10 protein-coding genes are annotated in these 13141 nt (G+C 44.9%); 2 read left to right on the plus strand and 8 right to left on the minus strand.

Annotation, left to right across the window (positions count from 1 at the left end):
• The first annotated feature begins 145 nt into the window (after window positions 1-145).
• Window positions 146-1312, plus strand: a complete 1167-nt coding sequence (locus NDI35_RS03540) for a CO2 hydration protein CupB (protein ID WP_445311525.1) — start codon at window positions 146-148, stop codon at window positions 1310-1312.
• Between the two features lie 344 nt (window positions 1313-1656).
• Here NDI35_RS03540 and NDI35_RS03545 read toward each other — a convergent pair whose 3' ends face one another.
• From NDI35_RS03545 to NDI35_RS03580, 8 genes are all read right to left on the minus strand, one after another.
• Window positions 1657-2376, minus strand: a complete 720-nt coding sequence (locus tag NDI35_RS03545) for a PHP domain-containing protein (RefSeq protein WP_445311526.1) — start codon at window positions 2374-2376, stop codon at window positions 1657-1659.
• 399 nt (window positions 2377-2775) lie between these two features.
• A complete protein-coding gene (locus NDI35_RS03550; RefSeq protein WP_445311527.1) occupies window positions 2776-5202 on the minus strand; it encodes a bifunctional serine/threonine-protein kinase/ABC transporter substrate-binding protein in 2427 nt (808 codons plus the stop codon).
• A 569-nt stretch (window positions 5203-5771) separates the two neighbouring features.
• Window positions 5772-6524 (minus strand): hypothetical protein, encoded by a 753-nt coding sequence (locus NDI35_RS03555; protein WP_445311528.1) that lies wholly within the window; start codon window positions 6522-6524, stop codon window positions 5772-5774.
• A gap of 17 nt (window positions 6525-6541) precedes the next feature.
• The gene (locus NDI35_RS03560; protein ID WP_445311529.1) at window positions 6542-7867 is read right to left on the minus strand and encodes a DUF2254 domain-containing protein; all 1326 of its coding nucleotides are present in this window, start codon (window positions 7865-7867) and stop codon (window positions 6542-6544) included.
• Window positions 7864-8868, minus strand: a complete 1005-nt coding sequence (locus NDI35_RS03565) for a mechanosensitive ion channel family protein (RefSeq protein WP_445311530.1) — start codon at window positions 8866-8868, stop codon at window positions 7864-7866. Before NDI35_RS03565 ends, NDI35_RS03560 begins: the two co-directional genes overlap by 4 nt.
• Window positions 8869-9219: 351 nt before the next feature.
• Complete coding sequence (locus NDI35_RS03570; protein WP_445311531.1) at window positions 9220-10341, minus strand: hypothetical protein; 1122 nt, start codon at window positions 10339-10341, stop codon at window positions 9220-9222.
• Between the two features lie 14 nt (window positions 10342-10355).
• Complete coding sequence (locus tag NDI35_RS03575) at window positions 10356-10907, minus strand: SH3 domain-containing protein (RefSeq protein ID WP_445311532.1); 552 nt, start codon at window positions 10905-10907, stop codon at window positions 10356-10358.
• Window positions 10908-11062: 155 nt separating this feature from the next.
• Window positions 11063-11674, minus strand: a complete 612-nt coding sequence (locus NDI35_RS03580) for a hypothetical protein (protein ID WP_445311533.1) — start codon at window positions 11672-11674, stop codon at window positions 11063-11065.
• Between the two features lie 523 nt (window positions 11675-12197).
• Here NDI35_RS03580 and NDI35_RS03585 point away from each other — a divergent pair.
• Window positions 12198-13121, plus strand: a complete 924-nt coding sequence (locus tag NDI35_RS03585) for a DUF2382 domain-containing protein (RefSeq protein ID WP_445311534.1) — start codon at window positions 12198-12200, stop codon at window positions 13119-13121.
• Window positions 13122-13141: the final 20 nt, after the last annotated feature.

Below are 13141 nucleotides of genomic sequence, written 5' to 3' on the forward strand. Positions count from 1 at the left end.
GTCCTCTCTTAACAGCTTTTAGTCCATAGGTTCGTAGTGAGGAGTGCAAGTCTTCTCTTAACAGTTTTTAGCCCATCATTTAAGGACTAAAGTCCTTACTACAAACCTATTTCTTCGTTCTTCCTTCTATTCAGGCTTAATTAAAATGACAAGTACCGTATTAAAACCATCTTCCCATCCCCTATCCGCATACATTGACATCTTGGAATCAGGCAAAGCTTTACTGCCTGAATCTACGGAAAATGTAGTTGAAGTTGTCGGCATTCTCAAAAGTTACGGTGTGGTTCTTGATGCCTATTCTCGCAATCTTAATTATATTGCAGAAGAACAGTTTTTAGTGCTTTTTCCGTTTTTTAAATATTTCAACGGAGATGTGACGCTGCCCAAATTAATTCGCTATTGGTGGCACGATCGCATAAATTTTGAGTATGCTGAGTATTGCATGAGAACAATGCTTTGGCACGGCGGCGGCGGTTTGGATAGTTATTTGGATTCCCCGGAATTTAGCAGTTTGGCCGAAAAGGCGATCGCGGCTAAATTGAAAGGCAATTTTTTCATGCAGGGACTAAACAAAACCTTTCCTGATTTTTTGCCGGAACAAGTGCGGATGCTGGCTTATTACACCGGTCTCGGTCAGTTTTGGCGGGTAATGAGCGATTTGTTTATAGACTTATCTGATTCCTACGATCGAGGGGAAACTAAGTCTATTTCTGATGTAGTTGATTTTGTCAAAGCCGGTTTAGTCGCCGCGGCCAGCCTACCGATTACCTACAGCGTCAAGATTCACGGTCAAGTCTACGATATACTGCCAGCGACGGCTAATTTGACATTTTTACCAGATGTAGCCGTGCCTTATGTAGAGGCTGTTTTCTTTCGGGGCACAGCTTTTTTTGGTACAGTTTCCTACAACGCTCAAGCCCATCAAATCCCGGAAAAACAAAAAGATTTTGCCTACGGGGCTTTGTTTGCTGATCCTTTACCTATTGGAGGTGCAGGGATTCCGCCAACTCAATTAATGCAAGATATGCGGCATTTTCTGCCGGAGTATTTGCACGAAGTTTATCGCACTAGCTGTCGGGGTGAAGATGATCTGCGGGTGCAAATTTGCCAGAGTTTTCAGAAGTCGATGTTTTGCGTGACGACGGCGACTATTTTGGGTCTAGCACCTCATCCAATGAATACCTCCGATCCAGAGGAAAAAAAGGCTAATCGAGCTTATTTGGAAGGTTGGATGGATCGATTTGGGAATTCTCGCTTGGATTGGGCAAACCAGCCAACTAACAGGGCCTGTCAGTTGTTCCCCGAACGGTAGAAGGGCGACTGGTTTTTAGGGCGCAATGTCTTTAGGAGTTGCAACATACCGGCTTTGGCAATTGCTTTCTTTTGGAGGGCGAAAGCTCATCCTGGCGATCGAAAGGATATCACGTCCCGTCAAATAGGCGTTATAAGGCAAGTAGTGAAAGCTTCAGTCCTCAAACTTTTATGAGGACTGAAGTCCTCACTACCAAACAATTTTATGGTAGTCATTTTAACGGACATAATATGACCTGATCAACTGTTTGTTTTCGGCTCATTGTGATTGCTTTCATAAGAGATGTATCCGCTAACGCTTAGACTGGTAATGACAGGATAAAGCACTTCTTATTTCCGAAGTATCTAAATTCGGACTAGAAGACTCAGGCCGTGAGAGTCGGTTCCGCAAGTTCCCAGCAAACCATAAGTTTCTGCTAAATCTTTGACTAAAGCAGTTTGTTTGGGACTCGGTATCCAAGGATTGGGATTACCGTAAGCATAGTAAATTTCTACACCGTCAATGCCGAAACTGGCTGCTTCTGGGATTAGTTGATCTGCGCTAGATCGATACCTGCAAGGATGTGCGAGAACTGCTAAACCTCCTGCTTCATGAATAGCTTCAATTACCCGGGCTGCTGAATAACAATAAGTACCCTCCGTGCTTTTACCTCGTAGGTATGGTTTGAGACTGGGATGTTGCGGATCGAAGGCGTAACTGAGAATGTGTACCTCATTGTTGAGCAATTCGGCATTAATTTCAGCGCCTGTCCAGAGACTAGGTGCTTCGCTATTTTTGTCGGGATGGTTTAATTTCCAATTATCCAGCCAAATTTGAGCTTTAAGGTAGCCTTGGGTGCTGTGGTGGTCGGTGATAGCTAAGCCTTTGAGACCTCCGGCTATGGCTTGTTCCATCAATTTCTCTGGCTGCAATCGCCCGTCGGAGTAGACTGTGTGCATATGAAAATTATAGGAACCCGGACAGCTATCGGCATCAATTGTCTGAAAGACTTGTTTGAGTGCTGAGATATTTTGGGCTTCTGGTTTGAGACTAGAACTTGTTGGGGAAGCGAGATTGACAGCCATAAGCGTTATTATAGAAAAAACTAACCTTGTTTAATATATCTAATAAATTGATATGTTGCACCTGTGGCAATAGTCGGCTGTGGGATTGAAACATCTGGCGGATTGTTGCGTTCGGCACAAGATATCAATTCACTCGCACATCTTGCACAATTCTCTATCCAGCATTTTATCTGCGGGTGGGGGCGGGTTTATGAGATTATTGATTTTAGGCAATTATATTTGGTAAAACTCCCCTCTAAAGGTTTGTTGACAATGCCGCAAGATATCAATTACTCCCACATATTGCATCATTCTTAACAACAGGCTTTCCGGCCTATTCCACCAAGAGTAAATTTTCTTGTGGGGTGGGCATTCTGTCCGCCCTCTACAGGTTTGTTGACAATGCCACAAGATATCAATTCAATCGCACTTTAAACCTGCAGCCGCGGCTGTGGGAAATTCGATCGGCACAAAAGTAACGCCATATATTGCTGTAGAACATGGTACAATATGCGCTACTCGTTTGGGAGGATTTTTCCGATTTCCAGTCTTTGAGTCAAACTCAATTATACCCGTTGCTCCCTCGGCTTTAAAGTTGGGATCGGCTAAGGTTTTTTGCATTCCTTCGCGGCTGGGTTCTGGCTGCATTTCTAGGGCTTTAATCAGTGTCCGGGCGGCATCGTAGGTTAAGGCCGATCGAGTATTCACCGGGCCTCCCCACAATTTTTCCGCGTTTACAGGAAATTTTTTGTCAAAGCTTGCTAGCGGATGCCAAAACAGGGATATTCCCAGTTTTTCAATAGACTTTAGCTCTTTTGCTACTTCTAGCGTTCTCGGTTCGTACAGCGTCCAGGGCCCGACAATCCAATTGCGATCGCGGTTAGCTTTTATCATTTCGATCGCATTTTCCAGGGAATTAGTGACTTGACCGTCGGGAATGACAAGTAAGGCTGTTTTTCCGGCTTTCTCAACTTTTTGGATTGCTGTTTCGGCGTCAAAATTATTTTTAGATAAGTCGTAAGAATTACGTAGCCTAAAAGTCGAGCCTCCTTTTGCTTCAAATTGCTTTTTGAATTCTTCCCACAAAGAAGCGCTGAACGGACTGTTGGGATTGTAAAATACTGCGGCTTTTTTCTCACCAACCAAGAACAGTTGATTTACTAAAGCTTCAGCTTCTATGCTAGTTGTCGGAGCCGTCCGAAAGAAAAATTTTCGAGGTTTTCGCGTCAGTTCTTCTGTGGTGCTTCCCGGAGAAATGGCGATTAGTTGATTTTGATTGTAAATATCTACTGTTTCCACAGTCATGTCGCTGGTGTAGTGTCCGATGACTGCTAAAATATCGGGTTGGGCGGCCAGTGAATTAGCCCTTTGAACGGCGTAGGATTTGATATTTCCGTCATCAGCAATGATGACTTTGAGACCTTTTTTTCTAATAGCTTTTGCTTCGAGAAATCCTTGGCCTGGAAAATCTTTATTGCTGCTGTCATTGGGTTTGATGAGACTTAAATTAACTTCGGTTTGAGCTTGAGCAATGCCACGCAGCAGTTCTTCTGCTAAATTTGCGTTGAAGATGCTGCCGTCCTGATTTCTGCGGATGGGAACAACAATTGCGATCGTGTAATATTCTGCATTTATTGCCTTTAGCAGAGCATTGTTGATGTAAATTAAAGTTTCTGGGTCTCTGCGGTCTTCCCGCCAGGACTGTTTGAGCAATTTTAAAGCTTCGGGATAATTTCCGTCGGCAAACTCATTGATTCCCCTTTGTTTTGACCACAGGGCGGAGGTTTGCACTAAGAGTTTTTCGCCGGAACTTACACCATCTGCGGAGGGGGTAGGCAGCGTTGGTTGCGGAGAAATTGTGGGGATTAGCGGGAAAATTCTGGGGATTAAAAGTACGCTAGCCCCAAAAGCCGCAATTCCCGCAAAGCCGAACAGCAGCCAGCGAAAGCGCGATCGCAACTTCCGCGAAGTTTTGCCTAACTCGGGCCGTTCGACGATCGAATCCAAGCCTTGCAAAATTTCCTCAACAGACTGGTAGCGCTGCTGAAAGTGGAAGCACACCATCTGGGTTAAAATATTTTTGAGCTTCTTGCTAACTTGTACCGCAGGGCGATCGGGCGTCGAGTAATCCCAGACAATTTCACCAGTTTCGGGGTCTTGCGGCAGATTTGTGGGACGCCGCCCGGTGAGAGCTTGGATGGCGATGATTCCGAGGGCGTAAATGTCGTTGTAGGGTTGCGGGAGAGAGCGCGGATTGTATTGTTCGGCCGGCATATAACCGCTGGTACCGATCACCTGAGATGTGAATATTTCACCTGTAGAGTTAGAAGTAAAAGTGCTGATTTCTTTGACAGCCCCAAAATCAATTAAAACAATTTTTTTATCGGTTTCGCGCCGAATTAAGTTAGCAGGTGTAATATCGCGGTGAATAATTTTTTCTTGGTGGACACATTTTAAGATTTCCAGAACTTGCCGCAACAGAGCAACGGTTTTTTTCTCATTCCACTGATCGCCCGCAGTTAGTTCTTTACAGAGGGGATGTCCTTCAACGTATTCTTGAACTAAATAAAAACAATCGTTTTCTTCAAAGCGATCGAATAATTCCGGAATGCACGAGTTTTGCCCGAGACGGTGCAAAGCGCTAGCTTCCCTTTCAAACCGCCTCCTTGCCATCTCCAAGACGCGCGGATCGTTCGATGAGGGAAAAGGAATTTCTTTAACAACGCACAGAGGATTATTAGGTTTGTTTATTTGTGCAGCCGTGTAGGTTCTAGCAAACCCTCCCTGTCCCAACAAAGCGATAATTTGGTAGCTTTCGTGCAGGATATGCCCTGATTCGAGACACATAAATTTTTCAATACCTCTTGAGTGGCTGCGGTCTTTAATGTTAATTATAGGGACTTAAACAAAAAATTAGTCCCTCTCATGGTAAAATCCATTGTAGTGTAGTTGGCGCTTCCACGTCGCCAAAATCTCATCAAGGAAACAAGTCCCACCGCCATACCCCCATGCGTCGATAAATGGTGTGGTTGCGAGAGACAATGTTTTTACCCACAAATCGCAAAAAACGGGGTTCACCCTAATCATAGAGCACTCAGGTAAGGGCGAAAAAGTGACTCTTTAACTTCAAGAGTTGGCAGACAATATATGGCGTGAAATCGCCAAAACTGATCAGGGGGTATTTTTAGTAACTAAACATTTATATGATGGAGTAAAAAGTCTGTCATTAGATGTAAGCTTTTAAGCATTTAAACTATGAGCAGAGCTTTACATTTTAAAGTTAAGACTGTTAATACCGTCGCATTTGGTAGCCGTGCTCGGAAAAATTATCCCCGTAATTTTAAGCGGCGCCGGGAAGAAGGATTGGCTCCTTCTAATCGTTTTAAGCTCGAACGTTTTGGCTTTATTTGATTCCTCTACAAAGCCAATAAAAGAGCGGTGTAAATTCCAGCACCCAGAGCAAATGCCCAAAACCGACTTTCTCGTTCTTCTGGCAATTCTTCTTTGAGAACGTTGAGAACAATTCCTCCGGCTAAAAAAGCAAATAAAACTGCGATCGCAGTTTTTCCAATTTCTGTAGCGCTACCCAACACCCACCCCACAATAATAGCTGCTGCTAGTATCCAGCGTCCGATGCGATCGTAAATATGCTTGTGGTGTTCCCGCAAACCAGAGTCGTTCACTGCAAAGTGCAGTGCCATTGCACAAGAAAACAACAGCAGATTGGTAAAGCCTGGTTGTTCCCGATGCAGCAGCAGATAGCCAATCAGAGCATTGTAGATTGAAAAAGAGGCAATGTGCAACCAAAAAACACCAAGACTGGTCACATCATCTTCGCCACGCTGACGAGATAAGTTTGCCATTCGCTCCAGGCCGTAAAATACAGTCAATCCTAACAAAGCTATTAAATAAACGTGGTGTTCTAGATAGGAAATAACTCCTGCTTCTACTTGCTCTAATACCGCTTGGTGCTGATTTAGTTCCGGTAAAATATGCACAAAAACATAAGCTACCGAAACCCCACCCGCCGCTGAAAGCCAGCCACTGCGAGGAATAGGTGCAAACCGCAACTTGCCGCAAAATAAATGTGTCAGGGCTAAACCAATGGCACTCAGCGCGGTTAAAGCTAAAGTATTAGGAGCCAGGCGTAAAGCTGCTGCTATTACCATAATTATGCTCAACCCAATTAATCATGTCTTAAAGCTTTAATGACTTGGTGATACCGCTCTTGCACATCTTTCTGGTCTTGCTCTTGAGAGATTTGTTCGCCGCTACTATTTAAAATCATCTCCGCCTGACGGCGTAAAGCTTCTCGTTGTTTGGAATTGTGGGTGTAAGTGGCAATGCAAGCTATAGCTTCCAATAAGCGAATTGTTACCGCCACATCTGATTTACTGTACTGGCGGATTTGGTTAAAGGCAGCATCGACTAACCCTTCAAACGTCACTCCTTCAACAATGACGCGCAAATTTTGTTCATCGTCGTAGCGATAGGGCGAGGGAAAATCCCTTTCAGCGAGGCGGGATAATCCGGCGCTGAGTCGATCGATACACCGAATCGCAGTAAACGGATCGTTGATACCAGGAGAAATCGCACGCAAGGCAATTTCAACTAACTGATCGATGGGAAATTTTATATCTTGATATTCAGTCCGTTCTTGGCCCAGAATAAAAGCATCGTTAATCTGTTGTTTCAGGCTTTGATTCACCTCTTTTTCCGGGAAAACCATCGCTAAATCGCTGCCCTTGACGATAAACTTTCCCGGTCGAGTTGTAAGACGTACAAGCAGATCGTACTTACGGGCAGTTTTCATTAATTCGTCGTCATCGATTGCTTGCAAATAACCCTCGCCCGTGGCTTTGATTGGACTTGCTTCCGAGTCAAAATTTGCAGGAATTTCTCCGACTTGTCGCGAGTTGTTCGCTTTACCTTCTCCGATTTTTTCGGGAAACAGACGATCTAGAGCTTTGTCTAAATCGCCACTAACCTGAGTAATTATATGGGAGGCTTGAATAATGGTTGATGCGTGATGGATAAAGTAAATCAGTACGCCGATACTGGCAATTGCCAATCCGGTACCAACTGTAACCGAGAGTTGGGGTACAAAGAGACTGTATCCTTCTCCTTCTGCATGAATGGTTCGCAGTACGAGTAAACAGTAAATAAACGTGGCAATGAAAGTGCCAAGCACGATTTGATTGCCCGTATCCTGCATAAAATTACGCAGCAATCGGGGACCAAAATTTGAACTCGCTAACTGAAGCGCCACAATAGTAATAGAAAAAGCTGTAGCAACAACGCTGATCATTGAACCGGCAACCGATGAAAGAACCGCTCGCGCACCATCGGCTCCACCCGTGTAAATCCACCTCCAGTTTGGTATATTACCCGTGCGGTCAATTCTCAGCATTGCGATCGCTAAAATCATCGACCCCACCGCCATCAACGTTGGGATAAACCAGTAGCTAGAGTGCAGCGAGTCCCAAATTTTGCTTAACTTGACATTTTTCATGAGTTGGGGTGGCGTGAAGATTGTCCGTTGCCATCTTGTTGCGATCGCACTTCAATGAGTTTTTGCAGAGAACCGCTGATGCTGCGGGGTTTGGGAACTTCGCCATTACCAGCGGGCCATCCTTCGCGTTGACGTTTGCGATCGCCATCCGTCTCTTCGGTTTGGTCGTGAAACAAAATTTGCTGCGTAGGAAAGGGCAAGTCGATGCCATTGGCAGTAAGCTTTTCCTTAATCGCAGAAAGCACCTTGTCCCGCGATCGCAGATCGTCAAGTCGTCGCGGCGGAGCAATCCACCATCGAGCGCGGATATTGACGGTACTTCCTGCAAGTTCCATCAGCAGCACGTCAGGAGCAGGGTCATTCAAAACCTCATCCACACTCTGCAGGGCTTCCATCATTAACTGCTTGGCTCGGTTAATATCATCGCCGTAGCCGATACCAACGTCGTATTCCATCCGGCGTTTCTCAAAGGCGGTATTCACAGTAACAGAATTGGTGAACAATTCCGCATTGGGAACTACAATCCGGCGACCATCATAGGTTCGGATTGTTGTAGCGCGAGTTTCAATATTTTCTACCGTTCCCTCAAAGTTTTTAAACACAATCTGGTCATCGATTTGGAACGGTTCCGTCAAAAGAATTAGGATACCAGCTAGGAAGTTTTGTAAGATATCGCGAAAGGCAAAACCAATCGCTACCCCGCTAATTCCCAGCAGTTGCACCAAATCGCCTGCTTTAAATGTGGGAATTACAATCGACAAGGCAATAAACAGACCAACCAGAACAGTAATACCCTGTGCTAACCTTCCTAACACCAGCCCCAAATTCCGGGATTGGCGGTGGTTGCGGGTAAGTCGCCTGACCGCTCTCTTAATTGACCTGCCAACAAAGAAAAAGATTCCGAAAACAAGGAACGCTAGTATCATATTAGGCAGCAGGACAATGAAGCCATTGATCATGCTCTCAATCTTGTCCCAGACTCCGGATATTTCTGCTCTCATAAAACTTCCTCTTGCATCATATCGATTCCGGTTGCACCGGAATGCTTGTTGACTGTTGACTGGTGACTGTTGACTGTAGAAGGAGGGGTCAACAAAATGAAAATTGCGCGAATTATTTGTTGGCAGGTTGATTCGACTTTACGCCCGACTCCGGAAACGCGGATTTGATATCATTCCTGCCTGCGCCGGAATTGATATCAGTCGTTATTGATAGTAGTGAAATTAGCCATGTCAAACTCTATCTTAAGGCGGTAGATTACTGTAACGTGAGGCTAATTTAGGACTTACACAGCCCCAGTAAATATTGGGGATGGTTCGTTACGCAGAAAGCTAACGCACCAACAATTTTTTTCAAGTGGACATCGAAGCCACATCTTGACCGTTGAGTTTTTGTGCGATCGCATCCAGCACCCTCTGTTCTGCTTCGGAAACCTCTCCGCTACTTTCGGCAATGCGACGGCATTGAGCTAATAGCGGTACTGCAAAGTCGGGGTTAAGTTGCTCTAACAATGCACCCAATGGTTTGGGGGACTTGATGTTAGCAGCAATCCTTTTGAGAGAATCGGCATTTAATTGCAATGCCTTCAATTCTGGCAAAATATCTTCCCAGTTTTTGTTGGGATAAGTTGCCAAAATCATGTGAACCATAATTTGATCCATCCCTGCTTGCTGCGCGATCGCAACATCGAGATATTTCTCGCTTTGTTGCTGAATCGATTGCAGCGTTTCGGTTCCAGGTTCTTCAGTATCTTCCCTCAGTTTGGCTTCGTAAAACTGGCGCGCCGCATATCCCAGCGCGTACAGCATCGTAGCATTGGTACTCGCACCAATCATCGCGCCAGCCAGCGGTACGTTGCGTAAAAAGCCCAAACCAGCTCTCATTGCGTTGCTACCGCCTAGCGCTAACCCAAAAATTGCCAAAACCTCGCCTTTTCGGGCTGGCTGTTGCAAATCCATCCCATAAGCGGCGGCAATTTCATAAACCATTTCGGTTTGAATGGCAGTAGTCGCCGCTAAATCGATCGCCAGCAGTGCAGCCGCGACACCGGGTAAAATGCTGCTAGCAAATCCAACACCACCGGCGTGGATCGCTTTTTCCACCATAATGCGATGGGCAATTTCGCTGGCATCTTCATTGGGATACTTTTGTTGGAGTTCCTTGACTTGAGCTTCGGCTTTGGCTAAGTCGATGCGATCGCTGACCCCAACTAACCAATCAAGCCTGAGTACCCCTGCCACTTGTTTAACAAAGGGAAGATTGCCAACATAAGTTACCGCATCTCCGGTTCCTTGCGTCGCTTGTCCAATCCATCGATAAGTTTGTTTAGCAGCAGCTTCCCCCAAATCAAGTGCTGTGTCAACAACCGCTTTGCCTGTATTCATTGCAGATTCTGTTGTCTCGGCAATGAAATTTAACAAACCAGACTTTTGCTGTGAATTAGTTTCTTTTTTTGGGTTTGATTGGTCATCCATCACTGTTTTTTCAATTAACTACAATACGCCAGATTTTCAGCTTGGACGTAGCCTCTCAGAGGCACTGTAATCGGCACCCAACCATCCGTTCCTAAACTTTCAATCGTCACTCTTCGTCCATTCGCGACGACTCCAACCCTTTCCCCATCAGTGGAAGGTGCTTGATGTACATTAATTCCTCTGGCGGCTGCCACTTGGCGGCAGTTAGTAGGAGGCGGGGCGGTTGCGGCTTCACACGCTCCGAGAAAACCACCATATACGTAGCCTTGTATGGGGGCTGTAATTGGTACCCAGCCATTCTCACCAAGATTTTGAATCGTCACATTGCGTGCGGAATCAATGATGCCAACCGCTTCGCTGTTAGCCGTCGGTTGTCGCCGAACATTAAGACCATTCCTCGCAATAACCTGGCGACAGCTATCCGGTACTTGCGCTAGTAAAGATTCACCTTGAATCTGTGTTTTATTTGTATTAGCGGCGAACGAGGGAGCAACTAAAACGGTTGCCGTTAACAAGATCGAACTTGTTAACCTTGTATATTTTTGCCATATCCTCTGCTCTTGCATCGCTTTATCTCCTTTTAAATCTCTATGCCAAAACCTTAGAAAAGGTTTTTAGCTCGTTCATCTTCTCCAAGAAAGGATGAATCATCATCCCAATGGTATAAAATCATTCGACTCGCTGCTGTGCTTGTTGAATTTTCAGGTTTTATCATCGCTAATCAAGCATAAACGCGAGGTTTGCGAGCGCCAACAGCAGCACCAATCATTGCCGCTGCCAAACTCAGCAAAGAGCCAAGTAGAAATGACCAAGTAGCTTTAGCTGTATTACCAGCTATATCGCGAACTTGATTTGGGTCTACATTCGGCGCTTGATTCGGTATATTAACGCCGCCCTGTTGTTGTACTTGATTGGCAATTTCTCCAGCATTAGCAGCGGCAGCGCCAACAGCACCCGATATCCCGCTTCCTAATAACCAAGCACTAAGTGCTAATGTAGCTCCCCAAAGAATTGCTGCATTCAAAAATGCTGTTTTCTTGGTCATCGGGCCGCAGCTTTGAGCCATCACCCAACCGCCCAAAAATAGGGAAATTAGCAAACTGATAATCGACCAAATTACGACCCCAATACCAACGGAACCTGCATCCGCCCCTGTTGCACCGGCGCTTAATCCGATCGCCATTCCCAAAGCGCTTAAAATTAGTTGAGTGCCCAGAGCGATCGCAATTCCTGCCAAAATTGGCCCCCACCTCACTTGGTCGTGGTAATCCACCGGCGGATTGACGATTGTAGGCTCAGTGAGTTCACTGCCCGATCGATCTGAATAAGTCATAAAAGATTAACCCCTGCGGTACTGCGGTACGTTGTTGCTTTTTTCGTTGCTTGTAGTTTAATTGTACTTAATAATTATTACTAGAATATCTACCGAGGGGCATAATATTTTTTTATTTAATTATTTTAAATATCAAAAGTAGTAATTTCGCTCATAAATCGAAATCTCATTCAGAAAAAACCCCAGCAGCTACTTAGAGATGTCCTTAATTTTGTAGGATCTCCTGTAGTTGTTGTAGGATCTCCCGTAGTTGAGGTGATAATAAAACCTGAGAAATCCTTGTGAGATATTTTGGCCTAAAGGTTGTAGGTTGGCTCAACCCAACCTACCAATGATTAGATAAATTTATCACATTCAGTCGGGGAGAGCTAAATTCATCTACCTAAAGATAGAAAAATATAAAAAAATATCGCTATCTTGATGATTTTCAATTGGCTGAATCCTTCATAAGAAGGAAGTATTAGAACTGATATCTATCTAGAGTAGGTGCAAAGCTTGATGTACATAGGTACAGGAAATAACAATGTTACTTTACAAAATTGAGGATTTTAATCCCAACTACCGCCAAGCAGCTTTTGATGACGACGATATCAAAGGGGCGGATGTGTATGCCGGAAATACCGATGATAAAATGGGCACGATCGATACTGTGCTGGTAGATGAGACAGGACGTTTCCGCTATTTTGTGGTAGAGACTGGTTCTTGGATTTTTGGCAAAAAAGTTTTACTTCCCATCGCTCTTTGTCGCGTTGATTTTAAGGGGCGGCGCGTTTACGCTACAGGTTTGCAGAGTAAAGAGCAAGTGGAAAAACTACCCAGGTATGAGCATGGGACAGCAGTTGATTACGATTATGAAGAACAAGTGCGGGGTATTTATCGGACTTCAACAGTGGAAGCGTCTGCACCAGTAGAAGCATCCTTACCTTTAGAAGGGCCTGTTCCCGTTTCTAGAACGCATTCTGTCTCGCCTCAAGCTCGTAAAGCTCCCTATGACCGGGATACCTATACTTACGAGCGAGAGCCTGAATTGTATCAGATGAACGAACAGGATCATCAAAAACTTAAACTGTACGAAGAACGATTAGTTGCAGATAAAACCCGTCGCAAAACAGGCGAGGTAATAATTGGCAAACAAGTTGAAACCAAAACGGTACAACTGGAGGTTCCTGTAGAAAAAGAGCGAGTTGTGATTGAGCACACTACTCCCGAATCGGCAGGGAGTCGAGTAACTCCAGATACCGCCTTCAAGCAAGAAGAAATGGCACATTTTGATATCTACGAAGAAAGTGTGGATATCCAAAAGCAAGCGTTCGTGCGCGAGGAAGTGCAAGTCAGAAAAGAAGTTGAGCAAGATACGGTTGAGGCAACAGACACAGTACGTCGCGAAGAGTTAGATGTAAAAAAAACAGAATCGGATTCGGAGCGGAAAAAAAGTAATCCGCTTTAACTCAGCCAAATAGTCTCGTT

This window comes from Microcoleus vaginatus FACHB-2002 (assembly GCF_040004035.1).
Classification (GTDB): Bacteria; Cyanobacteriota; Cyanobacteriia; order Cyanobacteriales; family Microcoleaceae; genus Microcoleus; species Microcoleus vaginatus_C.

Coding starts and splice junctions, on each gene's coding strand:
- NDI35_RS03555 (WP_445311528.1), bottom strand. CDS start 6,524: ATGGTAATAGCAGCAGCTTTACGCCTGGCTCCTAATACTTTAGCTTTA.
- NDI35_RS03580 (WP_445311533.1), bottom strand. CDS start 11,674: ATGACTTATTCAGATCGATCGGGCAGTGAACTCACTGAGCCTACAATC.
- NDI35_RS03575 (WP_445311532.1), bottom strand. CDS start 10,907: ATGCAAGAGCAGAGGATATGGCAAAAATATACAAGGTTAACAAGTTCG.
- NDI35_RS03540 (WP_445311525.1), top strand. CDS start 146: ATGACAAGTACCGTATTAAAACCATCTTCCCATCCCCTATCCGCATAC.
- NDI35_RS03585 (WP_445311534.1), top strand. CDS start 12,198: ATGTTACTTTACAAAATTGAGGATTTTAATCCCAACTACCGCCAAGCA.
- NDI35_RS03545 (WP_445311526.1), bottom strand. CDS start 2,376: ATGGCTGTCAATCTCGCTTCCCCAACAAGTTCTAGTCTCAAACCAGAA.
- NDI35_RS03550 (WP_445311527.1), bottom strand. CDS start 5,202: ATGTGTCTCGAATCAGGGCATATCCTGCACGAAAGCTACCAAATTATC.
- NDI35_RS03565 (WP_445311530.1), bottom strand. CDS start 8,868: ATGAGAGCAGAAATATCCGGAGTCTGGGACAAGATTGAGAGCATGATC.
- NDI35_RS03570 (WP_445311531.1), bottom strand. CDS start 10,341: ATGGATGACCAATCAAACCCAAAAAAAGAAACTAATTCACAGCAAAAG.
- NDI35_RS03560 (WP_445311529.1), bottom strand. CDS start 7,867: ATGAAAAATGTCAAGTTAAGCAAAATTTGGGACTCGCTGCACTCTAGC.